The 22,699-nt window shown below is 62.9% G+C and carries 20 protein-coding genes; 14 read left to right on the top strand and 6 right to left on the bottom strand.

Annotated features, from left to right (window positions below; translation table 11 throughout):
* Positions 1–147 precede the first annotated feature (147 nt).
* From puuE to GCT13_RS09785, 4 genes are all read left to right on the top strand, one after another.
* Entirely contained in the window at positions 148–1,101 is a 954-nt protein-coding gene (puuE, locus tag GCT13_RS09800) for an allantoinase PuuE (RefSeq protein WP_152757382.1), read from the top strand.
* The gene (uraD, locus tag GCT13_RS09795; protein WP_152757380.1) at positions 1,098–1,619 is read left to right on the top strand and encodes a 2-oxo-4-hydroxy-4-carboxy-5-ureidoimidazoline decarboxylase; all 522 of its coding nucleotides are present in this window, start codon (positions 1,098–1,100) and stop codon (positions 1,617–1,619) included. Before puuE ends, uraD begins: the two co-directional genes overlap by 4 nt.
* A 109-nt stretch (positions 1,620–1,728) precedes the next feature.
* On the top strand, positions 1,729–2,739 hold the full coding sequence (gene alc / locus GCT13_RS09790; RefSeq protein ID WP_152757378.1) for an allantoicase: 1,011 nt from the start codon (positions 1,729–1,731) through the stop codon (positions 2,737–2,739).
* Positions 2,739–3,251 (top strand): ureidoglycolate lyase, encoded by a 513-nt coding sequence (locus tag GCT13_RS09785; protein ID WP_152757701.1) that lies wholly within the window; start codon positions 2,739–2,741, stop codon positions 3,249–3,251. The genes alc and GCT13_RS09785 overlap by 1 nt, the downstream gene beginning before the upstream one ends.
* 527 nt (positions 3,252–3,778) lie before the next feature.
* On the opposite strand, the gene GCT13_RS09780 is transcribed toward GCT13_RS09785, so the two are convergent.
* Both GCT13_RS09780 and uraH read right to left on the bottom strand, forming a co-directional pair.
* Entirely contained in the window at positions 3,779–4,972 is a 1,194-nt protein-coding gene (locus GCT13_RS09780) for a urate hydroxylase PuuD (RefSeq protein ID WP_152757376.1), read from the bottom strand.
* Positions 4,973–5,198: 226 nt separating this feature from the next.
* The gene (gene uraH, locus GCT13_RS09775) at positions 5,199–5,552 is read right to left on the bottom strand and encodes a hydroxyisourate hydrolase (protein WP_152757374.1); all 354 of its coding nucleotides are present in this window, start codon (positions 5,550–5,552) and stop codon (positions 5,199–5,201) included.
* A 616-nt stretch (positions 5,553–6,168) separates the two neighbouring features.
* Between uraH and GCT13_RS09770 the strand changes: the two genes are divergently transcribed.
* Positions 6,169–7,578, top strand: a complete 1,410-nt coding sequence (locus GCT13_RS09770) for an 8-oxoguanine deaminase (protein ID WP_152757372.1) — start codon at positions 6,169–6,171, stop codon at positions 7,576–7,578.
* Positions 7,579–7,657: 79 nt separating this feature from the next.
* On the opposite strand, the gene GCT13_RS09765 is transcribed toward GCT13_RS09770, so the two are convergent.
* A complete protein-coding gene (locus GCT13_RS09765; RefSeq protein ID WP_152757370.1) occupies positions 7,658–8,587 on the bottom strand; it encodes a LysR substrate-binding domain-containing protein in 930 nt (309 codons plus the stop codon).
* Positions 8,588–8,855: 268 nt separating this feature from the next.
* Between GCT13_RS09765 and GCT13_RS09760 the strand changes: the two genes are divergently transcribed.
* The 4 genes from GCT13_RS09760 to GCT13_RS09745 all read left to right on the top strand — a co-directional run bounded on the left by GCT13_RS09760 (position 8,856) and on the right by GCT13_RS09745 (position 13,785).
* Positions 8,856–10,481, top strand: coding sequence for an ABC transporter ATP-binding protein (locus tag GCT13_RS09760; RefSeq protein ID WP_152757368.1), 1,626 nt, complete (start codon positions 8,856–8,858; stop codon positions 10,479–10,481).
* An 83-nt stretch (positions 10,482–10,564) separates the two neighbouring features.
* Positions 10,565–11,665, top strand: a complete 1,101-nt coding sequence (locus GCT13_RS09755; protein WP_087735330.1) for an ABC transporter permease — start codon at positions 10,565–10,567, stop codon at positions 11,663–11,665.
* Between the two features lie 22 nt (positions 11,666–11,687).
* The gene (locus GCT13_RS09750) at positions 11,688–12,617 is read left to right on the top strand and encodes an ABC transporter permease (protein WP_152757366.1); all 930 of its coding nucleotides are present in this window, start codon (positions 11,688–11,690) and stop codon (positions 12,615–12,617) included.
* Positions 12,618–12,690: 73 nt separating this feature from the next.
* Positions 12,691–13,785 (top strand): BMP family ABC transporter substrate-binding protein, encoded by a 1,095-nt coding sequence (locus GCT13_RS09745; protein WP_152757364.1) that lies wholly within the window; start codon positions 12,691–12,693, stop codon positions 13,783–13,785.
* A 231-nt stretch (positions 13,786–14,016) separates the two neighbouring features.
* Here GCT13_RS09745 and GCT13_RS09740 read toward each other — a convergent pair whose 3' ends face one another.
* The gene (locus GCT13_RS09740; protein WP_152757362.1) at positions 14,017–14,226 is read right to left on the bottom strand and encodes a dodecin; all 210 of its coding nucleotides are present in this window, start codon (positions 14,224–14,226) and stop codon (positions 14,017–14,019) included.
* A 163-nt stretch (positions 14,227–14,389) separates the two neighbouring features.
* On the opposite strand from GCT13_RS09740, the gene GCT13_RS09735 reads away from it, so the two are divergent.
* The 5 genes from GCT13_RS09735 to GCT13_RS09715 all read left to right on the top strand — a co-directional run bounded on the left by GCT13_RS09735 (position 14,390) and on the right by GCT13_RS09715 (position 20,725).
* Positions 14,390–15,307: an NAD(P)-dependent oxidoreductase gene (locus tag GCT13_RS09735; RefSeq protein ID WP_152757360.1), complete on the top strand. Its 918-nt coding sequence runs from the start codon at positions 14,390–14,392 to the stop codon at positions 15,305–15,307.
* Between the two features lie 95 nt (positions 15,308–15,402).
* Positions 15,403–16,995 (top strand): ABC-F family ATPase, encoded by a 1,593-nt coding sequence (locus tag GCT13_RS09730; RefSeq protein WP_321574267.1) that lies wholly within the window; start codon positions 15,403–15,405, stop codon positions 16,993–16,995.
* Between the two features lie 171 nt (positions 16,996–17,166).
* Positions 17,167–18,603 carry an aldehyde dehydrogenase family protein gene (locus tag GCT13_RS09725; RefSeq protein ID WP_152757358.1) on the top strand — a complete coding sequence of 479 codons (1,437 nt, stop codon included), beginning with the start codon at positions 17,167–17,169 and terminating at the stop codon, positions 18,601–18,603.
* 195 nt (positions 18,604–18,798) lie between these two features.
* Entirely contained in the window at positions 18,799–19,989 is a 1,191-nt protein-coding gene (locus GCT13_RS09720) for an NAD(P)H-dependent flavin oxidoreductase (protein ID WP_152757356.1), read from the top strand.
* A 91-nt stretch (positions 19,990–20,080) separates the two neighbouring features.
* Positions 20,081–20,725 carry an OmpW/AlkL family protein gene (locus GCT13_RS09715; protein ID WP_152757354.1) on the top strand — a complete coding sequence of 215 codons (645 nt, stop codon included), beginning with the start codon at positions 20,081–20,083 and terminating at the stop codon, positions 20,723–20,725.
* A 116-nt stretch (positions 20,726–20,841) separates the two neighbouring features.
* Here the strand turns inward: GCT13_RS09715 and GCT13_RS09710 are convergent, their stop codons facing one another.
* Positions 20,842–21,045, bottom strand: coding sequence for a DUF1289 domain-containing protein (locus GCT13_RS09710; RefSeq protein ID WP_152757352.1), 204 nt, complete (start codon positions 21,043–21,045; stop codon positions 20,842–20,844).
* A 177-nt stretch (positions 21,046–21,222) separates the two neighbouring features.
* Positions 21,223–22,524, bottom strand: coding sequence for an Nramp family divalent metal transporter (locus GCT13_RS09705; protein ID WP_152757350.1), 1,302 nt, complete (start codon positions 22,522–22,524; stop codon positions 21,223–21,225).
* Positions 22,525–22,699: the final 175 nt, after the last annotated feature.

Here is a 22,699-nt window from a genome sequence, read left to right as displayed (position 1 = left end):
ATCTGCCCGGGTGTATGGGCGCACCCGGGTGTTTTCGCTACACTGGTTCAACCCTGCCGGCCCTGCCGTAGCGCGTTTCCCCGCTTTCACGACGTCCGCCGGCGCAGACTTGCAACCGCTCACGCCGACCGCTGCGTCACTCACATCATGTCACTCGATTCGAACTATCCACGCGATCTGATCGGCTACGGCCGCCATCCCGTGCAGGCTGACTGGCCAGGACGCGCGCGCGTCGCGGTCCAGTTCGTTCTCAACTACGAAGAGGGCGGCGAGAACTGCGTGCTGCACGGCGACCCTGGCTCGGAACAGTTCCTCTCGGAGATTGTGGGCGCGACGGCGTATCCGTCGCGTCATATGAGCATGGAGTCGATCTACGAATACGGCTCGCGTGCCGGCGTGTGGCGCATCCTGCGCGAGTTCGAGAAGCGCGGCTTGCCGCTCACGGTGTTCGGCGTCGGCATGGCGATCGAACGGCATCCGGAAGTCGCGCGCGCGTTCGTCGAGCTGGGCCATGAGATCGCGTGTCATGGGTATCGCTGGATTCACTATCAGGACATGTCGCCCGAGCGCGAAGCCGAGCACATGCGCCTCGGCATGGAAGCGATCGAGCGCGCGACGGGCGAGCGGCCGCTCGGCTGGTACACGGGCCGCGACAGTCCAAACACGCATCGCCTCGTAGCCGAATACGGTGGCTTCCTGTACGACTCCGACTACTACGGCGACGACCTGCCGTTCTGGATGGACGTCGAGGTGACGGGCGGCGCGAAGGTACCGCAACTGATCGTGCCGTACACGCTCGACACCAACGACATGCGCTTCGCGACGCCGCAAGGCTTCAACACAGCGGACCATTTCTTCACGTATCTGCGCGACGCATTCGACGTGCTGTACGACGAGGGCGACGAAGCGCCGAAGATGATGTCGATCGGCATGCACTGTCGTCTGCTTGGCCGGCCCGGGCGCTTTCGCGCGCTGCAGCGTTTTCTCGATCACATCGAAAAGCACGAGCGCGTCTGGGTCACGCGGCGCGTCGATATCGCGCGTCACTGGCGCGAGCATCACCCCTATCAACCACAGGACATCCGCGGGGCTGCGGCATGAAGGCGATGCAATACACACTCGACCAATTGAACAGGATCTCGACCGACGCGTTCGTCGCGGCGCTGTCGGGTGTCTTCGAGCACTCGCCGTGGGTCGCCGAAGTGGCGGCCGCGCAGCGTCCTTACGAGAGCATCGACGCCTTGCACAAGACGATGTCGAACGCCGTCGAAGCAGCGGGCGAAGCGAAGCAGCTCGCGCTGATCAACGCTCACCCGGAACTCGCGGGCAAGGCGGCCGTGCGCGGCGAGCTGACGGCCGAGTCGACGCGCGAGCAGAGCGGCGCCGGTCTCGATCAATGCACGCAGGAAGAGTTCGACAAGCTGCTGCGCCTGAACGCGGCGTATCGCGAGAAATTCGGCTTTCCGTTCATTTTCGCCGTGCGCGGCTATGACCGGCACGGGATCATCGCGAGCTTCGAATCGCGTGTGAACAACCGCCGCGCCGATGAACTGCGCGCGAGCCTCGACCAGATCTACCGCATCGCGCGTTTCCGTCTCGACGATCTGATCAGCGCGTGAGCGTCGCGCTCGCGGCGCGCTCGGCATTGCGTCGCGCCACATCGCGCGCCCAAGGTACTTACACAAAGTACTCACACAAAGCAACAACCCGACAGCAAGGAACACAAAGATGGCACTCCCGATTCTCGATCCCAACGCACCCGAATTCACCCGCCGTTTCGTGAATCTCGCGGACCCGCGTCTCGGCGCACAGGCGCTCGAAACCAGCGACGATTTCTTCGCGCCGAAGGAACGGATGCTGAATCCGGAGCCCGCCGTCTTCATTCCCGGCAAGTACGACGAGCACGGCAAGTGGATGGACGGCTGGGAGACGCGCCGCAAGCGTACGACGGGCTACGACTGGTGCATCGTGAAGCTCGCGCGTCCGGGCGTCATCAAGGGACTCGATATCGACACGAGCCACTTCACGGGCAACTTCCCGCCGGCGGCATCGGTGGAAGCGGCACGCGTGACGGATGGCGCGCCGAACCAGTCGACGCAATGGACCGAGATCGTTCCGTCGACGACGCTGCAAGGCAATAGTCACCACTACGTCGAAGTGGGCGACACGAACGCGTACACGCATTTGCGCGTGAACATCTATCCGGACGGCGGCATCGCGCGCCTGCGCGTGTACGGCCAGCCGCAAGTCGACTGGGCGGGCGCGAGCCGCACCGATCTGTTCGATCTGGCCGCGATGGAAAACGGCGCGTATCTGGTTGCCGCGAACAACCAGCACTTCGGGGCCGCGTCGACGCTCTTGATGCCGGGCCGCGGCGTGAACATGGGCGACGGCTGGGAAACGCGCCGACGCCGCGAGCCGGGCAACGACTGGGCGATCGTCGCGCTCGCGCAGCCGGGCGTCATCAAGAAGATCGAAGTCGACACGGCGCACTTCAAGGGCAACTTTCCTGATCGCTGCTCGCTTCAGGCCGCATATGTGACGGGCGGCACCGACAGCTCGTTGATCACGCAGGCGATGTTCTGGCCGGTGCTGCTCGGCGAACAGAAGCTGCAGATGGACAAGCAGCATTTCTTCGAAAGCGAGATCGCGGCGCTCGGCCCTGTCACGCATGTCCGCTTCAACATCATTCCGGACGGCGGCGTGTCGCGTCTGCGTCTGTGGGGCACGCTCGCATGATGAAGACACTCGCCATCGAACCGCTGACACGCGAAGCGTTCGCGCCGTTCGGCGACTTGATCGAACTGGAAGGCGCGAAGCAGATCCCGATCAATCTCGGCACGACGATCCGTTATCACGATCTCGCGAAAGTCGATGTCGCCGATCAGGACGGCCGCACGCTCGTCAATCTGTTTCGCGGGCAGCCGCGCGTGCTGCCGTTCGAAGTGAAGATGCTCGAACGGCATCCGCTCGGCAGCCAGGCGTTCATTCCGTTGAACGACAAGCCGTATCTGGTCGTGGTCGCGCCGGCAGGCCTACTCGACGAGTCGAAGATTCGCGCATTCGTCACAAGCGGCTGGCAGGGCGTGAACTACGCGAAAGCCGTGTGGCACCATCCGCTGATCGCGCTGGGCGAAGTGAGCGATTTCATCGTCGTCGATCGCGGCGGCGAAGGGCTCAATCTCAACGAGCAGGATCTGACGGCTTCGCTGTGGCTCACGGAAGAGGCGTTGAGCGCTGTAGCGATTTGAGATGACGTGACATGCATCGCGTCGTGTGCGGTGCTTCGGTGATGAAGGAAAAGCCCATCGCGGATGAATGTCCGCGATGGGCTTTTTTGTCGGCAGGTTCGGGATCGGAGAAACCCGCCGCGTCGATTGCATTCGACTTCGACGAGACTTTGAACTGCATGTTCTTTTTCGGGCTGCGCAGCGGCTGACGATGTGTCGCGCTGCGCATCGGGCGCGATGAAAGTTCTTCGCGGAACAGATCGACCAGGAAGTCGTCGAGCAGGCTTCGCCCCGAAGCGATTTGCCGATAATTGACGCTCCCGAGGAGCACAGGCCGCAGCATCCAGCTTGTAGATCCAGGGCCGCGAAATACCTGCTAAATGCGCATGCCGTAGCTTCGGGCTACGAACGCCCCGGCACCGATTCATCCGCACGCAAACGTGCAGCCCAGTGCAGTCGTCAGACGCAAAAAAAAACGGGCTGCCGCTTGCGCGAACAGCCCGCCAACCTCGAAGAAACGGGCTTGCGCCCATCATCGACACCTCGTCTTATTTCACTGCGCCGCCCTGGAACCACGCGGCGATTTGTTGTCGTTCACCGTCGGTCATGTGCGTGACGTTACCGAGCGGCATCGCCTTGAGCGTCACGGCCTGTTGATAGATGCGCTGCGCGTTCGTCGAAATTTCGTCGGGCGTATCGAGCAGCACGCCGGCGGGCGCGCTGCCCATCAGCGTCGGATGCGCGGAGTGGCACGCGACGCAGCGTTGCTGCAGCACGGGCACGATATCGGAGAGCTTGATGACGGGCGCGTTCGCAGCTTCCGCCACGGGCACGACCGGCTTCGGCATCGTCCAGAACAGCGCGCCGAACATCAGCGCGACGCCGGCGAGGGGCAGATACCACAGTATCTGGCCGCGGTGACGCATCACGAAGAACTGGCGGATCAGCGCGCCCGCCAGCATGATCACGACGAGCACTGCCCAGTTGTACGGATGCGTGTACGTCATCGCGTAGTGGTTCGACAGCATCGCGAACACGACGGGCAACGTGAAGTACGTATTGTGCACGGAGCGCTGCTTGCCGCGCTTGCCGTAGATCGGGTTCGGCGTGTCGCCCTTGAGCATCGCGTCGACCATCTTGCGCTGGCCGGGAATGATCACGAAAAACACGTTCGCCGACATGATCGTCGCGAGCATCGCGCCCATGATCAGATACGCTGCGCGGCCCGCGAAGATGTGACATGCGAGGAAGGCCGCGATCAGCACGTAGATGCCGACGCAGATGCCGAGCAGCTTGTCCCGGTTGCCAAGGATACGGCACAACGAGTCATAGACGATCCAGCCTGCCGCGAGGAAGCCGAGTGCCGAGAAGATCGCGACGACGGGGCCCATATCGAGCACGTTCTTGTCGATCAGATACGTGTTCGGCGCGAACAGATAGAGCACCGTGAAGAGCCCGAAACCGGAAAGCCACGTCGTGTACGACGGCCACTTCGACCAGTGCAGGTCATCGGGCATCTCGGGCGGCGCGACGGTGTACTTCTGCATGTTGTAGAAGCCGCCGCCGTGCACGTGCCACAGTTCGCCGAACACGCCGCGCCGGCGCTGGCTCGGGTCGGTGGGCGGCCTCAGGCTGTTATCGAGAGCGACGAAATAGAACGACTCGCCGATCCAGGCGATCGCGGCGATCACATGAAACCAGCGAATCGCGAGATTCAGCCAGTCGGTAATAAAGCCTTCCATGAAACTCCTCCACTTTTGATTCGTTGTTCGCGCAGCATCTCGTGTGCTGCGCGCAATGCGATGCTGTTGCGCCGCTGCATGTCCGCTAGGGGTTCAATGCATGCAACGACAATAAGATGAACTCGGGTACTGATGGACCGCGTCTGTCCGGCTTGCGCTTCGCGCATGTCTCCATGTCATCGGCGAAACGCACGCGCCCGTGTACGAGGCGCCGCGTCGTTCCGTGTCAGCTGCCGCGATAGGTGCTGTACGACCACGGCGACACCAGCAGCGGCACGTGATAATGCGCGCCGGCGTCGGCGATGCCGAAACGCAGTACGACACGATCGACGAAGCGCGGCTCGGGCACTTTGGTGCCGATCGACGCGAAGTAGTCGCCCGCATGGAACACGAGTTCATATTCGCCGACAGTCAGTGCATCGCCTTCGAGCAGCGGCTCGTTGCAGCGGCCATCGTGATTGGTGGTGGTGGCCTTGAGCGCGCGGCGCGTGTCGCCGGAAAGCGCAAACAGTTCGACCTTGATATCGGCGCCGGGACGGCCGTTTGCCGTGTCGAGCACGTGGGTAGTGAGCTTGCCCATTCGCGATTGTCCTTGTGTAGATGCGAGGTTTCAGCGGCGGCCCGATCCATCAGTTTGCGGCGGATCGAGGCTCCACGTCAGTGGCTACATACCCGTCGGCGGATTGAAGCGAGCGCCGTGACATCCATTGTAGAAACATTGTTCATCTGCGCGAGCGCGCGATAGGAAAGATAATCGCTGCCGCATGACGGCTCACTGAAAGCCTCTGCACAGGTAGTCGAGTGCAGTCCGAAACGGCATGGCCGCGCTTGCTCGATCGTACCGGCGCCAAAAATACCGACTATATGCACTGCGTGAATCCGGGTATCGCAACCTCCCGGGTTGCCAGCGCAATTTTGTCGTCCGAAGGTTACGTCCATGCACGGTGCGGCCGTGCATCCCGAAGACGGCGGAGCACGCCGGGTAACCGGGCCAACGGCGTTCGAACGGGACGCGGCGGCGCGGTGGCGTGCCCGTGACATCGCGTTCGAACGACTTTTGCACTCGCCCGGACTGCCGCGGACAGTGATCACGTGCAGATCGATGCAGCAGCAAGTGACGGCATGCAATCCTATGCAGCCGAATGCAGCGGCAGCCGCATCGCGTGGCGGCGAACAGGGCGGCACTGGAGAAACGAATGACGATGCAAACCCAAGCAACGGGCGCAACGCGAACAACCGGCCAGCGCGGCAAGACGATGCTGGTCCGACACGCAGACGTACTCGTGACGATGGACGACGGGCGGCGCGAACTGCGCGACGGTGGCCTCTATATCGAAGACAACCGGATCGTCGCCGTCGGCCGGACTGCGGAACTGCCGGACACGGCCGACGAGATTCTCGACATGACGGGGCATCTCGTCATTCCCGGTCTCGTCAACACGCACCATCACATGTATCAGAGCCTGACGCGCGCGATTCCGGCCGCGCAAAACGCCGAGTTGTTCGGCTGGCTGACGAACCTGTACAAGGTGTGGGCGAATCTCACGCCTGAGATGATCGAAATTTCGACGCTGACGGCGATGGCGGAACTGCTGCTCTCAGGCTGCACGACGTCGAGCGATCACCTGTACATCTATCCGAACGGCAGCCGTCTCGATGACAGCGTCGCCGCCGCGCGCCGTATCGGCATGCGTTTTCATGCAAGCCGCGGCAGCATGAGCGTCGGACAGAAGGACGGCGGCCTGCCGCCCGATTCCGTCGTCGAAAGCGAAGCGGACATCCTGAAGGACACGCAACGGCTGATCGAGACGTATCACGACGAAGGGCGCTATGCGATGCTGCGCATCGTCGTTGCGCCGTGCTCGCCGTTTTCGGTGAGCCGCGATCTGATGCGCGAATCGGCTGCACTGGCGCGGCACTACGGCGTGTCCCTGCATACGCACCTCGCCGAGAACGTGAACGATGTTGCATACAGCCGCGAGAAGTTCGGCATGACGCCGGCCGAGTATGCCGAGGACTTGGGCTGGGTCGGCCGCGACGTATGGCATGCGCACTGCGTGCAACTCGACGATGCGGGCATTGGCCTGTTCGCGCGCACGGACACGGGCGTCGCGCATTGTCCCTGTTCGAACATGCGGCTCGCATCGGGCATCGCGCCTGTGAAGAAGATGCGGCTGGCGGGCGTGCCCGTCGGGCTCGGTGTCGACGGGTCGGCGTCGAACGATGGCGCGCAGATGGTCGCCGAAGTGCGCCAGGCGTTGCTGCTACAGCGGGTCGGCTTCGGGCCCGACGCGATGACGGCGCGCGAAGCGCTCGAAATCGCGACGCTCGGCGGCGCAAAGGTACTAAACCGCTACGATATCGGCGCGCTGGCGCCCGGCATGGCAGCGGATTTCGTGTCGTTCGATCTGCGCCAGCCGCTTTTTGCGGGTGCACTGCATGATCCTGTCGCGGCGCTTGTGTTCTGCGCGCCGTCTCAGGTATCGACGAGCGTGATCGGCGGAAAGATCGTCGTCAAGGACGGCGTGCTGACGACGGTGGACCTGGGCCCCGTGATCGAACGGCACAACAGCCTTGCGAAGTCGCTGTACGAAAGTGCCGCTTAAAAGCGAAGCGGCAGTTTCAAAAGCGGAAGCGGCGGTTTAACAACCGCCGCCTGCAACATAGTGCCTTCTTTGTCTCGCTTTACTTGTCGACGAGCGTTTTGGTCGCCTCCGCGACGAGGCTGCGCAACCAGCGCACTTCATCGGAGTAGTGCACGCGCTCATGCCACAACTGGTAATACTGCATCGGCGGGAAGTCGAGCGGCGCGGGCACGACGGTCAGCGGCAGGAACTTCGCGTAGTAGTCGGCGAACAGGCGCGTCGTCGTGAAGATCAGGTCCGACTTGATCAGCACGTAAGGCGCGAGGTTGAAGTACGGCAGCGTGACGACGACGTGGCGCTTCAGGCGCTCGCGCGCCAGATGCACGTCGATCGCGCCGCGCTGGCCGACGGAGTAGGGCGTCGGCGCGAGATGCGGCGCATTCAGGTACTGGTCGAGCGTCAGGACGCCGCGCCGGGCGAACGGGTGTGTGTTGCTCATCAGGCACACGATCTGGTCGACGAACAGGTTCGACAGGTGCAGCTGCTCGGGCGGTTCCGGCCAGTTGCCGACGACGATATCGAGCTTGCCGTCCTCGAGCGCCAGTTCATAGTCGAACGCGGGCCCGAGCGAGTGGAACTCGAGTGTCGCGTTCGGCGCGGCCTGGCGGAAGCGCTCGACGACGGTCGGCACGAACAGCACGTTCAGGTAGTCCGGGCAGCCGATCCGGTAGCAGCGGATCGAAGTTGCGGGGTCGAAGTTGTGCTGCTGAAATTTAATGCGTTCGATCTCGCGCAGTGCATTCTGGACGGGTTCGAGCAGTCGCAGCCCGTACTCGGTCGGCACCATCCCGGATTTGCCGCGCACGAGCAACGGATCGCCGGTGATGTCGCGCAGCCGTCGCAGCGCGGCGCTGATGGCGGGTTGGGACTGGTTCAGTTTGACGGCGGCGCGCGTGACGCTGCGCTCCATCAGGAGGGTGTGCAAGACGCGCAGCAGGTAAGTGTCGATCGCCTCGCGTTGTTGGCTCATGACTTCTCCGAAATATATGTTCAGGCTGATCGAACTGGCATGGGGCTATATGCGTTTTAATATAGGGATAAGAGACCGTCAAGGGAGGGATACCCGCAAACCGTGCAGTGGCGCGGCTCTGCGGGAATTTTGGCGGCTCGACTGATGGGGTCGATTTCGGTATCGTCGATCGGCTGCGGCACCACGACACGCGCGTCCACGCGGGCAATTCAATCGGGGAAACGTGTGAGGCCGCGTGCTGGCGGCATCACGCGTAATACGGAACAACATGAGCGACACATCTTCAGTCAGCCCGACGGGCGGCAGCGCACACGCAAGCGGCGCAAACCGTAGCGGCCGCGCCACACCGCGCCTCGCGCTCGCGGGCATCAGCAAGCAGTATCCCGCCGTGCGCGCCAACGACGACGTCACGCTGGTCGTCGAGCCCGGCGAAATCCATGCGGTGCTCGGCGAAAACGGCGCGGGCAAGAGCACGCTGATGAAGATCATCTACGGCGCGGTGCGGCCGGATGCGGGCGAAATCCGCTGGGAAGGACAGCACGTCGAGATCGCGAGTCCGGCGGCCGCGCGCAAGCTCGGCATCGGCATGGTGTTTCAGCACTTCTCGCTGTTCGAGACGCTGACGGTCGGCGAGAACATTGCGCTCGCGCTCGACGAGCCATTCGATCTGAAGGCGCTCGGCAAACGCATCCGCGAGGTGTCGGCGGACTACGGGCTCGACATCGATCCGCAGCGTCACGTGCACAGCCTGACGGTGGGCGAGCGGCAACGCGTCGAGATCGTGCGCTGCCTGCTGCAGAACCCGCGTCTGCTGATCATGGACGAGCCGACTTCCGTGCTCACGCCGCAAGCCGTGCGCAAGCTGTTCGAAACGCTGCGCCGTCTCGCGTCGGAAGGCTGCAGCATTCTCTACATCAGCCACAAGCTCGACGAAATCCAGGAGCTCTGCGATACCGCGACCGTGATGCGTGGCGGCAAGGTGACGGGGCACGTGAGGCCGCGCGAGGAAACGCACGCGTCGCTGGCGCAGCTGATGGTCGGCCATTCACTGCCCGATTACGAGCGCCGCGCGCACATGCCGGGCGACGTGCTGCTCGACGTGAAGCATCTGTCGTCGTCGAGCGACGATCCGTTCGGCACGTCGCTCGACGATGTGTCCTTCAGCGTGCACGCGGGCGAGATCTTCGGCATCGCGGGCGTGTCGGGCAGCGGGCAGGCCGAGCTGCTCGCCGCGCTGTCGGGCGAACACAAGGGCAACAACAAGGGCCATCGCGCGGATGCGGTGACGATCTGCGGCAAGCCGGCGGGCAAGCTGGGCGCCGCAGCGCGCCGCAAGCTGGGCTTCGCGTTCGTGCCCGAAGAGCGTCTGGGACGCGGCGCTGTTCCCGCGATGTCGCTTGCGGAGAACGCGTTGTTGACCGCGCATCGGCAGCAGATGGTCCGCTCGGGCTGGATCAACGCGGGCGCGATGCATGCGTTCGCGAAGCGCTGCATCGAAGCCTTCGACGTGCGTTGCGGCGGCGAAGGCGCTTTTGCGCAGAGCCTGTCGGGGGGCAATCTGCAGAAGTTCATCGTCGGGCGCGAGATCCTGCAGGCGCCGAAGGTACTCGTCGTCGCGCAGCCGACATGGGGCGTCGACGTCGGCGCGGCCGCGTTCATCCGGCAGCAGTTGCTCGATCTGTCCGCACGCGGCGTCGCGATTCTGGTGATCTCCGAGGAACTCGAAGAACTGTTCGACATTTGCGATCGCCTGGCCGTGCTGGCGCGCGGGCGCCTGTCGCCGTCGCGCAAGACGGGCGACACGAACGCGGAGGAAATCGGCCGCTGGATGGCCGGGCTCTTCGGCGACCGCGAAGGTGCGCCGCCGTCGGCCGGCCAGCCGGCGCATGCATGACGGCGCACGCGCAACGCGCACGACACGAGGCGCCTCACGCGAGCCCGGATCAAACCGCAGACACCCCATCGACCAGGCACACAATGATTCTTCCGTATCGACTCGAAGCCCGCACGACGCCCTCGCGAACGATGCAGCTTGCCGTGCCGCTGATCGCTGCGCTTCTCACGCTCGTGATCGGCTTTCTGATCTTTAGCCTCGTCGGCCGCGATCCCGTGCAGGCGATGGTCGCGTTTTTCATCGAGCCGCTTTCGAGCGTCAACGGCTGGTCCGAACTGCTGCTGAAGGCGTCGCCGTTGTGCCTGATCGGCCTCGGTCTTGCGATCGGCTATCGCGCGAACGTGTGGAACATCGGCGCGGAAGGGCAGATGGTGCTGGGCGGCATCGCGGCGAGCGGCGTCGCGATCTACTTCGATCAGGCGACGGGCTGGTGGATCCTGCCGACGATGATGATCGCCGGGATGCTCGGCGGCATGGCGTGGGCGGCGATTCCTGCGCTGCTCAAGAGCCGCTTCAACACGAACGAAATCCTCACGAGCCTGATGCTCACCTACGTCGCGACGCAATTGCTGATCTATCTGGTGAGCGGCCCGTGGCGTGATCCGCAAGGCATGAACTTCCCGCTCTCCGAAATGTTCACGGGCGACGCGCTGTACCCGACGCTCTACGGCGACTGGCACTGGAAATTCATGCGCGGCACGCGGCTGAACGCATCGATCTTCGTGACGATCGTGGCGATCCCGCTCGTGTGGCTCTTCATGCGCAAGAGCTTCGCCGGCTTCCGGATGAACGTCGGCGGTCTTGCGCCGCTCGCCGCGCGCTACGCGGGCTTTTCGGACAAGAAGACGATCTGGACGTCGCTGCTCATCAGCGGCGCGCTGGCGGGCCTCGCGGGCATGGGTGAAATCGCCGGCCCCATCGGCCAGTTGCAGGCGACATGGTCGCCGGGCTATGGCTTCACCGCGATCATCGTCGTGTTCGTCGGGCGGCTGCATCCCGTCGGCATCGTGCTCGCGAGTCTGCTGATGGCGCTGCTGTACCTCGGCGGCGAAGCCGTGCAGACATCGATGCAGCTGCCGCAGGCGTTGTCCGGCGTGTTCCAGGGGCTGCTGCTGTTCTGCCTGCTGGGCGCCGATCTGTTCGTCAACTATCGCGTGCGCCGTCGCGGCATCGCGGCATCGTAACAAGGCTCGAAACCGGATCAACATGGATATTCAACAAGCTAGCTCGCTGACGTCGAGCGCGGTCGTCGCGGCGATACCGCTGATGTTCGCGGGCATCGGCGAACTCGTGACCGAGAAGTCGGGCGTGCTCAACCTTGGCGTCGAAGGGATGATGCTGATGGGCGCCGTGACGGGCTACGCGGTGACGTCGATCACGGGCAACCCGTGGCTCGGCGTGCTCGCCGCGATCGGCGCAGGCATCGCGATGTCGCTGCTGTTCGCGTTCCTCGTGCTGTCGATGCTCGCGAACCAGGTCGCGACGGGCCTCTCGCTGACGATCTTCGGCATCGGCCTTTCGGCGTATGTCGGCAAGCCGTACACGTCGGCGGCCGTGCGTGAGTCGATCGGCACATGGGTCATTCCCGGCCTCTCGAAGATTCCCGTGCTCGGCCCGGCATTGTTCAGCCTTACGCCACTCGACTATCTCGCGTTCGTCATGTTCGCCGTCGTCGGCTGGTTCCTGTACCGCACGCGCGCCGGGCTCGTGCTGCGCTCGGTGGGCGAGTCGCCGCAGGTCGCACATTCAGTCGGTTTTCCCGTGATCGGCGTGCGCTATGGCGCGACGCTCTTTGGCGGAGCGATGGCGGGGCTCGCAGGCGGCTACTACTCGATCGTTAATCTGCACCTGTGGCAGGAGCAGTTGACTTCAGGTCGCGGCTGGATCGCGCTGGCACTCGTCGTGTTCGCGACGTGGCGTCCGGGACGGCTGTTGATCGGTGCATTATTGTTCGGTGCGGTGACGGGCCTGCAGTTTTATGCACAGGCGATCGGCGTTCCAGTGCCGACACAGTTTCTTGCGATGCTGCCTTACCTTGCGACCGTCGTCGTACTCGTGCTGATTTCGCGCAATCCGAACACGATCCGCCTGAATGCGCCTGCGTCTCTCGGCAAGCCATTCTTCGCGGCGGGCTGAGCGCGTGAACGAATCCATACGCGGGGCTCATGCGTCCCGGTTCATCAATCAAAACCCAACGACAGGAGAAAACATGAAAAAAAGAACCATGCTGAGCGCACTTGCGCTGGCGGCTGCGTCGCTGGCTGCCGGCGGCGCACTGACGCAGACGGCGCAGGCCGCCGATGTGCCCGGCGTCGCATTCGTGTACCTCGGCAATCCGGGCGACGCGGGCTGGACGTTTGCGCACGACCAGGGCTCGAAGGAGGCCGAAGCGAAGTTCGGCAACAAGATCAAGATCACGCGCATCGAGAACGTGCCGGAATCCGCGGACTCGGAGCGCGTGTTCCGCGATCTGGCGAACAAGGGCAACAAGATCATCTTCGGTTCGAGCTTCGGCTACCAGGATTTCGAGCTGAAGGTGGCGAAGGACTTCCCGGACACCGTTTTCCTGCATGCAACCGGCTACAAGAAGGCAGCGAACTTCGGCACGTATGACGTGCGCATGTATCAGGGTGCATATCTCGCAGGCGTCGCTGCGGGCTACGTGACGAAGACGAATACACTTGGCTTCGTCGCGTCGGTGCCGATTCCGGAAGTCGTGCGCAACATCAATGCATACACGCTTGGCGCGCGCTCGGTGAATCCGAAGGTGCACACGAAGGTCATCTGGATCAACAGCTGGTTCGATCCGGGCAAGGAAAAGCAGGCGGCTGAAACGCTGATCGGCCAGGGCGCCGACGTGCTGCTGCAGAACACCGACTCCAGCGCGACGCTCGCAACGGCTTCCGAAAAGCATGTGCATGCATTCGGCTGGGATTCTGACATGAAGAAGTTCGGTCCCGACGCGCATCTCGGCTCGGTGGTCGCGCACTGGGGCGTGTATTATTCGGCCGCCATCCAGCAGGTGCTGGACGGCAAGTGGAAGAACGACCCGGTGTGGTGGGGCATTCCGCAGAAGGCTGTCAATCTCGAAGACCTGAATACGTCGGCGATCCCGGCCAATGCGCAGAAGGAGGTCGAAGCGAAGCGCACGCAACTGGCAGGCGGCAAGTGGGACGTCTTCACGGGTCCCATCAAGGACCAGACGGGCGCCGTGAAGGTGCCGGCTGGCAAGACTCTGACCGATCCGGAACTGCAGCGCCTGAACTGGTACGTCGAGGGCGTGGACGGCTCGTTGCCGAAGTGATGTCCCGAGCTGACGTGCCGATGTGACGTGACGATGTGACGTGGACGATGTGAATCGCGCGCGGCATGCCGGATCTGACGCGGCGCGTGAATCGACAGGCACTCGGACTGCGCGGCGCGTGCGACTCTAAAAGCTGCATAGGGCTCTGGGCCCTGTGCAGCTTTTTTCATGAGGTACGCGAATCGAGCGACCGCGCTTTCACGGCCGCATGCATGCCGGCGGACGCCGGCATCAATCCTCGATGCGCAAGCCGACTTTGAGCGTCACCTGCCAGTGCGAAACCTTGTTGTCTTCGATCTGGCCGCGCGTTTCGATGACTTCGAACCAGTGCAGATTGCGCAGTGTTTCGCCGGCCTTTTCGATCGCGCAACGGATGGCGTCGTCACTGGACTTCGTCGACGAACCGGTTAGCTCAATCTGCTTGTACACGTGGTCGCTCATGATTCACCTCCTGGTGGTCGAAAAAAGTATAGGCAATGCCTGTCGTGTGAACGAACCAGAATTCACGTCGCACGTCGCGTGCCCGGCATGATGCATTGCGATGCCACCGGTATCATTGACGATTCATGTGCCGCACAACGGTGGCTGCAATCCGGTGCGTTTGATGCGCCGAATAGAGGAGAAACAAGTGGAGATCGGTTTTTGCGGACCGGGGCTGATGGGTGCGCCGATGATCCGGCATCTGCTGAGTGCAGGACATGCAGTACAGGTGTGGAACCGCACGCGCGCCAAGGCGGACGCGCTGGTGGCTGACGGCGCGACCGTCGCGTCGACGCCTGCGGAACTGGCCAGTCGGGCTGAAGCCATTTTCCTGTGCGTGCTGGATGCGGCGGCCGTCGAGGAAGTCGTGTTCGGCACGAACGGGGTCGTGCAGGGTGTCAACCAGTCGAACGGAGCGAGTCCTGTTCGCTGGATCGTCGATCACGGCAGCATTCCGCCATCGGCTACACGCGTCTTCGCAAAGCGGGCCGCCGAAGCGGATATCGGCTGGATCGACGCGCCCGTGTCGGGCGGCGTTGCAGGCGCAATCGCGGGCACGCTCGCCGTGATGGCGGGCGGAGACGCCGCCGATGTCGAGGCAGTGACGCCCGTCATCGGGGCCTACGCGGCGCGCGTCACGCATATGGGCGCGGCGGGCGCGGGACAGACGACGAAGCTCTGCAATCAGGCGATCGTCACATCGACGGTGGCGGCGATCGCCGAGGCCGTCAGCCTTGCGCAACGCAGCGGCATCGACGCCGCGCGCCTGACGCAAGCGCTCGCCGGCGGCTGGGCGGATTCGGTGCTGCTGCAGACCTTCGTGCCGCGCATGACGCAAGCGGGCCAGCCGCCCATCGGCGCGCTGAGCACGTTCCAGAAGGACGTCGATACGATTGCAGCCGCTGCGTACGAAACAGGCACTCCAATGCCGGTTTCAGGCACAGTGCAGCAGCTACTACGCCTGGGTGCAGTCATGGGGCTGGCGGATGCCGATCTTTCCGGTTTCATCGACGTGTTGCACACGCCGCGTAAAAAAGCGTAGCGGGGTATCGCGGCGGCCCGGGGCGCGGCGCGCGAGATGCGATAACCTGCTAAGATATTTGGTTTTTCGCCGATCTACATTCAAAGGGACGCGCCGTGCTGTCTACTGCCAACATCACCATGCAATTCGGGCCGAAACCCCTGTTCGAGAACATCTCGGTCAAATTCGGCGAAGGCAACCGCTACGGCCTGATCGGTGCGAACGGTTGCGGCAAGTCGACGTTCATGAAAATTCTGGGCGGCGACCTGGAGTCGAGCTCCGGCAACGTGATGCTCGAGCCGAACGTTCGTCTCGGCAAGCTGCGCCAGGACCAGTTCGCGTATGAAGACGTGCGCGTGCTCGACGTCGTGATGATGGGCCACGCGGAAATGTGGGCGGCGATGACCGAGCGCGATGCGATTTACGCGAACCCGGAAGCTACCGACGACGACTACATGCACGCGGCGGAACTGGAAGCGAAGTTTGCCGAGTACGACGGCTACACGGCGGAAGCGCGCGCGGGTGAACTGCTGCTCGGCATTGGCATCGCGATCGACCTGCACAATGGTCCGATGAGCAATGTCGCGCCGGGCTGGAAACTGCGCGTGCTGCTGGCGCAGGCGCTGTTCTCGAAGCCCGACGTGCTACTGCTGGACGAGCCGACCAACAACCTGGACATCAACTCGATCCGCTGGCTCGAGGACGTGCTGAACGAGTACGACTCGACGATGATCATCATCTCGCACGACCGTCACTTCCTGAACCAGGTTTGCACGCATATGGCGGACATGGACTACGGCACGCTGAAGGTCTACCCGGGCAACTACGACGACTACATGCTCGCGAGCACGCAGGCGCGCGAGCGCCAGCAGGCCGCGAATGCGAAGGCGAAGGAGCGCGTCGCCGACCTGCAGGACTTTGTGCGCCGCTTCTCGGCCAACAAGTCGAAGGCGCGTCAGGCAACCAGCCGTCTGAAGATGATCGACAAGATCAAGATCGAGGAATTCAAGCCGTCGTCGCGTCAGAACCCGTTCATCCGCTTCGAGTACGAGAAGAAACTGCACAATATTGCAGTGGTCGCTGAAGACGTCACAAAGAAGTACGACCGCACGATTTTCCAGAACTTCAACTTCAGCGTGCAGCCGGGTGAGCGTATTGCGATCATCGGTGAAAACGGCGCGGGCAAGACGACGCTGCTGCGTTCGCTGTATGGCAATCTCACGGTCGACCACGGTAAGATCAAATGGGCCGAGAACGCGAACGTCGGGTACATGCCGCAAGACACGTACGAAGAATTTCCGGACGACATCACGCTGATGGACTGGATCGACCATTACCGAAAGGAAGGTGACGACGAGCAGATGGTGCGCGGCACGCTTGGTCGCCTGCTCTTTAATGCAGACGACATCAAGAAGTCGGTGAAGGTGCTGTCGGGTGGCGAGAAGGGTCGCATGATCTGGGGCAAGCTGATGCTGGGCCGCCACAACGTGCTGCTGATGGACGAACCGACCAACCACATGGACATGGAATCGATCGAGTCACTGCAGATTGCACTGGAAAAGTACGATGGCACGCTGATTTTCGTTTCGCACGACCGTGAATTCGTGAGCGGTCTCGCCGACCGCATCATCGAAGTGAAGACGGACGGTACGCTGAACGATTTCGGCGGCAATTACGAAGACTTCCTGGCGAGCCAGGGCGTGCAGTAAGCAAGCATTACTGCCTGGCTTCTAGCGAAAACCCGCTTCAGACGAAGCGGGTTTTTTGTTTGGTGCGGCGGGGCTATGGTGTTGCTCGAGCGATTAGTCTCGCGTGTGTCCGATTACGTCCTAAGTCGGCGAGTAGAATAAATAGACTATCCGTGCGACAGGACAGAAGACATGAAGACCTTCGAGCACTTCTACATCGACGGCAAATGGATCAAACCATGTGGCACCGGCACGATCGACGTGATCGACTCAGGCACCGAAGAAATCATGGGCCGCATCCCCGAAGGCAACGAAGCGGATGCCGAAGAGGCGATCAATGCTGCGCGTGCCGCATTCGACAGTTGGGCGGCGACGCCACCCAAGGAGCGCGCCAAGTACCTGCAAAAGATTGCCTACAACCTCAAGGCGCGCACCGATGAACTCGCCGGCTACATTTGCGGCGAAGTCGGCATGCCGATCAAGCTTGCGCGTGCAATTCAGGTCGGTGGTCCCGTGTACAACTGGAATGCCTACGCGAAGCTCGCAGGTGAATTCCACTTCGAAGAGCAGGTCGGCAACTCGCTCGTCGTGCGAGAACCGGTCGGTGTCGTGGCCGCGATTACGCCGTGGAACTATCCGCTTAACCAGATCACGCTGAAGGTTGCAGCGGCGCTTGCCGCGGGCTGCACTATCGTGCTCAAGCCGTCGGAAGTCGCGCCGCTCAACGCGTTCGTGCTGGCCGAAGCAATTCATGATGCGGGGCTACCCGCCGGCGTATTCAACCTCGTCTGTGGGTATGGACCGGTGGTCGGCGAAGTGCTTGCCAGCCATCCGTCTGTCGACATGGTGTCGTTCACAGGTTCCACGCGCGCGGGCAAGCGTGTATCGGAACTGGCGGCGGCATCGGTGAAGCGTGTCGCGCTGGAACTGGGCGGCAAGTCGGCGTCGGTGATACTCGACGATGCGGATTTTGCGGCGGCGATCAAGGGCACGGTGAACGCATGCTTCCTGAACTCAGGGCAAACCTGTTCCGCGCATACACGCATGATCGTACCGGAATCGCGCTATGACGAAGTGCGCGATCTTGCGAAGAAGGCGGCCGAAGTCTTCGTGGCAGGCGATCCGCGTGCCGAGACGACGCGTCTTGGTCCGCTCGCTTCGGCTGCACAGCAAGCGCGAGTGCAGCACTATATTGCGCGCGGCATCGAGGAAGGCGCAGATCTCGTGACGGGTGGTCCAGGCATGCCGGACGGTGTGTCCAAAGGCTTCTTCGTGAAGGCGACGGTGTTCGGCCGTGTCCATCCGAAAGCGACGATCGCGCAGGAGGAAATCTTCGGGCCCGTGCTGACGATCCTCACATACAAGGACGAAGAGGAAGCCGTGCGCATCGCCAACGACTCGCTATACGGTCTTGCTGGTGCGGTATGGGCCGGCAGCGACGAGCGCGCGATTGGCGTCGCGCGGCGTATCCGCACGGGGCAGGTCGACATCAACGGCGGCGCATGGAACATGGCCGCTCCGTTCGGCGGCTTCAAGCAGTCCGGGCACGGTCGCGAGAACGGCACGTACGGACTCGAAGAGTATCTCGAGTACAAGTCGATGCAGTTAAAGGTCAACAAGCCTGCGTAGACGTGCACCCATCTGCATGAGCGCGATGCACTGCGATTTATCTTGCTACCGCGTGCACGACAGATGACGAAGCGCAACCAAAGTGCGCGTCCTCGAAGGGCACGCACTTTTGTTTGACTTCACTCAACATACTGCATTCGCCAGTTGCGACCATCGAGCCTTTGCGTCGAATCCCATCGACGACGGAGGCCTCTCATGTTCCCCTCTCATCCGTTTGCACCGCTTGTGATTCGCGGGCGGTCGCTGTTGCCCGTCGTGCAGGGCGGCATGGGCGTCGGCGTGTCTGCGCACCGCCTTGCGGGCAGCGTTGCGCGCGAAGGTGCGCTCGGCACGATCGCGAGTATCGACCTGCGCCACCATCATCCCGATCTGCTCGAACGCTGTCGCGCGACATCCGATCGCGCAACGCTGGAAGACGCGAATCGCACCGCGCTCGCGCGCGAAATTGAAGCCGCGCGCACGCTGAGCGAAGGGCGCGGAATGATCGCCGTCAACGTGATGAAGGCGGTCAACGCGCACGCGGACTACGTGCGAATCGCCTGCGAACAGGGCGCCGATGCAATCGTCATGGGTGCCGGTCTGCCGCTCGATCTGCCGGATATGACGCAGGGGCACAATATTGCATTGATCCCGATCCTGTCCGATAGCCGCGGCGTCGGCGTCGTGTTGAAGAAGTGGATCAAGAAAGGCCGTTTGCCCGATGCGATCGTGATCGAGCATCCCGCTCACGCGGGTGGCCATCTCGGCGTGACGAATCTCGACGACATGCACGATGCGCGCTTCGAATTCGCGCGGGTGCTGCAGGAGATCGACGAACTGTTCACTTCGTTGCAGATCAGCCGAACTGAAGTGCCTGTGATCGTTGCAGGAGGCATCAACAGCCATGCGGCTGTGCGCACCTGTCTGGAAGCAGGCGCAAACGGCGTGCAGATCGGCACGCCATTCGCCGTCACCGAGGAGGGCGATGCCCATCCGAATTTCAAGCGCGTGCTGGCCGATGCGAAGCCCGATGACATCGTGGAATTCGTCAGCGTGACGGGCCTCCCGGCACGCGCCGTGAAGACGCCGTGGCTCGATCGCTATCTGCGCAACGAGACGCGCATTCGCACGAAGATCGGTGCACTCAAGCGTGCGTGTCCGACTGCACTCGAGTGTCTGAGTGCATGTGGTTTGCGCGACGGTATCGAAAAGTTCGGCCACTTCTGCATCGATACGCGGCTGGCTGCTGCACTGCGCGGCGATGTAGCCAACGGCCTGTTCTTCCGTGGACGTGAAGCACTGCCATTCGGCAATGCAATTCGCAGCGTGCGCGATCTTCTGGAACTACTGCTGACGGGTGTTGCGCGACCGGCTGTCGCAGGGCGCCTGGCATTTTCCCTGGGTTGACGGCGGTCAATGAGCGCACCCTGGTGAGCTTCGACAATCGACCGCGCGTCACTACATTGGTCACGCAATCACAAAAAAATCAGGGTAGCTTATGTTCGGAAACACTCGATTGATCGCAGCCGCTCTCTGCGCAGCAGGGATCGCGCTGACGACTCCACACGCCTTCGCAGCAGACAGCGATTCGACTTCAGGCATTCATGCAGGCGACACACTCGTGCGTCTGCGCGCCATCACCATCGTGCCGCAGGTCCGCACCAGCGATACATTGTCGACGCTCAACGTCGGCGTCAACAACGCAACCGTGCCTGAACTCGATTTCACGTACATGATCCGCGACAACATCGGCGTGGAACTGATTCTCGCCACGTCGCGGCATCAAGTGACATCGAGCCTCGGCGGGCTGGGCGGCGTCAACGTGTTGCCGCCGACGTTGCTGCTGCAATATCACTTCAACCATCAGGGGCAGGTTCGGCCGTACGTCGGCGCGGGCGTGAACTATACGTACTTCTACAACAACGGACTGCATGCGGGTGGTCAGGACATTTCGATCAAGCGCAGCAGTTTCGGTCCGGCACTGCAGATGGGCGTTGACGTGCAAGTGACGAAATCGGTATTCGCCAACGTCGATGTCAAGAAGGTCTGGATGAAGACGGATGCATCGCTCAACGGCACGCCTCTCGGCACGCTGCATATCGATCCGTTGATCGTCGGCGTGGGTGTCGGCATGAAGTTCTAAGCGCGACGCAGACGTCCATGCAATGAAAAACGCCGGCTCTCACACGCGAGCCGGCGTTTTGTTTTGTCGCGTTCGCCGAAGTCTCTTGCAAAAAACTGCATCGAGGTCGATGCGAATCACAGCTTGTCGTACTTGAATCGCATCGCCGTGCCTTCGCGTTCGATGCGTTCCCACACGGCGCGCTTTTCCTCGCCGGTGAGGAATACCCAGTTCGACACTTCCGCCGCCGTACGGCCACAGCCCTTGCAGACCTCGTCGAAAAGCGTCGAGCAGACGCCGATGCAGGGACTATCGGGGAGGTCGTGCAAATTCGAAGACATCGAGTTACCTTGGATCGGAAATGCGGGCGGCCCGCTATGGTAAACCAAAAGCGCAATCGGCTTCCGGCACCGCTTCTGCTGGATGCGACAGCACTCGAATGCTTCTATGCATGGTCCGCGCCGACTACATCACTAATGCATCGCGTCACGAGCCGGTGCGCGCGCAAGCACTTCCGTTCATCCCGTCGCCGTCTCCCAGATCAGCGCGCCATTCAGCGCGATGATCCCCGCCGCGCAAGCCCACGCGAGCGCGAGCGGCACGCCGCGCACGCGCCAGCTACGCATCAGCCGCGCGTCCGACGCAAGGCGGATTAACGGCACTACCGCGAGCGGCAATTGCAGGCTCAGCACGACCTGGCTTGCCACCAGCAGTTGCGCCGAGCCATGCGGCCCGAACAGGGCAACGGCTACGAGCGCCGGACCGATTGCCAGCGAGCGCGTCAGCAGCGCGCGCTGCCAGCGCGGCAGGCGAATCTGCAGGAACCCTTCCATCACCGCCTGGCCGGCGAGCGTGCCCGTCACGGTCGCGCTGAGTCCGCATGCGAGCAACGCGGCCGCGAACAGGACAGCGGCCCAGCGCGAGCCGACGATCGGCGCGATGAGCCGGTGCGCGTCGGCGAGATCGGTCACGTTGTGGTGGCCGCTCGCATGGAACACGGCCGCCGACACGATCAGAAGCGCCGCATTGATCACGAAAGCCAGTGAAAGCGAGCTGAACGTGCCGAAGTTGACGCCACGCAGCGCGCGGGCGATGTGGGCGTCGCTGGCCGAGCGCGCATGCGTCCTGACGAGCGCCGAGTGCAGATAGAGGTTGTGCGGCATCACGGTCGCGCCGAGGATGCCCGCCGCGAGCCACACCATGCCCGCGTCGCGCAACAGCCCGGGGCTGGGCGCCGCGCCCGCCAGTGCCTCGCGCCAGTCGGGCCGGGCGAGCGCCAGTTCGACCACGAAGCACATTCCGACGAAGATGATCAGCGCGACCACGGCCGTCTCCAGCGTGCGCCGGCCGTGCCGCTGCAGCGCGAGCATCGCGAAGGTGCCGACGGCCGACAGCAGCACGCCCACCGTCAGCGACATGCCCAGCAGCAACTGCAACGCGACGGCGCTGCCGACCACTTCGGCGACGTCGCACGCGATGATTGCGATCTCGCTCGTGATCCACAGAAAGAGTGTCGTGCTTCGGCCGGTGCGTTCACGGCAGAGCTGCGCAAGGTCGCGCCCCGTCACGACGCCGAGCCGCGACGAGACCCATTGCAGCAGCATGGCCATCAGGCTCGAGATGAGCACGACACTGAGCAGCCGGTAGCCGTAGCCTGCACCGCCCGCAAGCGCCGTCGCCCAGTTGCCGGGGTCCATGTAGCCGACCGCGACGAGCGCGCCCGCGCCGACGAACCCGAGCCAGTTTTCAGGGCGCGGCCGTCCCCGGTCGACACGGCGTCGGCGGCGAGAGGGATCGAGTGCGAACGGGTTCGTGTTCATCGCAGTGTGACGGACTGACGGGCGTAAAGCTTTCGGTGCAGCAAGCATGCCTGCGATGCATTCGCGGTACGCCGCGTACCTGCCACTATCTGGGCTGATTTGACAGTCTATAGTGATGTTGAAAGACGCGTATCGAGCCTGGTGCGGCAGGATGCGAGCGCCGTCGGCGGCGACG

The sequence above is a fragment of the Paraburkholderia franconis genome (assembly GCF_009362735.1).
Taxonomy (GTDB): Bacteria; Pseudomonadota; Gammaproteobacteria; order Burkholderiales; family Burkholderiaceae; genus Paraburkholderia; species Paraburkholderia franconis.
The sequence above is the reverse complement of the archived record's forward strand: the minus strand, read 5'-3'. Positions and strand labels throughout refer to the sequence as shown.

Excerpts from the sequence above, each read along its gene's own strand:
- puuE (WP_152757382.1), top strand. The coding sequence starts at position 148 with ATGTCACTCGATTCGAACTATCCACGCGATCTGATCGGCTACGGCCGC.
- uraD (WP_152757380.1), top strand. The coding sequence starts at position 1,098 with ATGAAGGCGATGCAATACACACTCGACCAATTGAACAGGATCTCGACC.
- alc (WP_152757378.1), top strand. The coding sequence starts at position 1,729 with ATGGCACTCCCGATTCTCGATCCCAACGCACCCGAATTCACCCGCCGT.
- GCT13_RS09785 (WP_152757701.1), top strand. The coding sequence starts at position 2,739 with ATGAAGACACTCGCCATCGAACCGCTGACACGCGAAGCGTTCGCGCCG.
- GCT13_RS09780 (WP_152757376.1), bottom strand. The coding sequence starts at position 4,972 with ATGGAAGGCTTTATTACCGACTGGCTGAATCTCGCGATTCGCTGGTTT.
- uraH (WP_152757374.1), bottom strand. The coding sequence starts at position 5,552 with ATGGGCAAGCTCACTACCCACGTGCTCGACACGGCAAACGGCCGTCCC.
- GCT13_RS09770 (WP_152757372.1), top strand. The coding sequence starts at position 6,169 with ATGACGATGCAAACCCAAGCAACGGGCGCAACGCGAACAACCGGCCAG.
- GCT13_RS09765 (WP_152757370.1), bottom strand. The coding sequence starts at position 8,587 with ATGAGCCAACAACGCGAGGCGATCGACACTTACCTGCTGCGCGTCTTG.
- GCT13_RS09760 (WP_152757368.1), top strand. The coding sequence starts at position 8,856 with ATGAGCGACACATCTTCAGTCAGCCCGACGGGCGGCAGCGCACACGCA.
- GCT13_RS09755 (WP_087735330.1), top strand. The coding sequence starts at position 10,565 with ATGATTCTTCCGTATCGACTCGAAGCCCGCACGACGCCCTCGCGAACG.
- GCT13_RS09750 (WP_152757366.1), top strand. The coding sequence starts at position 11,688 with ATGGATATTCAACAAGCTAGCTCGCTGACGTCGAGCGCGGTCGTCGCG.
- GCT13_RS09745 (WP_152757364.1), top strand. The coding sequence starts at position 12,691 with ATGAAAAAAAGAACCATGCTGAGCGCACTTGCGCTGGCGGCTGCGTCG.
- GCT13_RS09740 (WP_152757362.1), bottom strand. The coding sequence starts at position 14,226 with ATGAGCGACCACGTGTACAAGCAGATTGAGCTAACCGGTTCGTCGACG.
- GCT13_RS09735 (WP_152757360.1), top strand. The coding sequence starts at position 14,390 with ATGCGCCGAATAGAGGAGAAACAAGTGGAGATCGGTTTTTGCGGACCG.
- GCT13_RS09725 (WP_152757358.1), top strand. The coding sequence starts at position 17,167 with ATGAAGACCTTCGAGCACTTCTACATCGACGGCAAATGGATCAAACCA.
- GCT13_RS09720 (WP_152757356.1), top strand. The coding sequence starts at position 18,799 with ATGTTCCCCTCTCATCCGTTTGCACCGCTTGTGATTCGCGGGCGGTCG.
- GCT13_RS09715 (WP_152757354.1), top strand. The coding sequence starts at position 20,081 with ATGTTCGGAAACACTCGATTGATCGCAGCCGCTCTCTGCGCAGCAGGG.
- GCT13_RS09710 (WP_152757352.1), bottom strand. The coding sequence starts at position 21,045 with ATGTCTTCGAATTTGCACGACCTCCCCGATAGTCCCTGCATCGGCGTC.
- GCT13_RS09705 (WP_152757350.1), bottom strand. The coding sequence starts at position 22,524 with ATGAACACGAACCCGTTCGCACTCGATCCCTCTCGCCGCCGACGCCGT.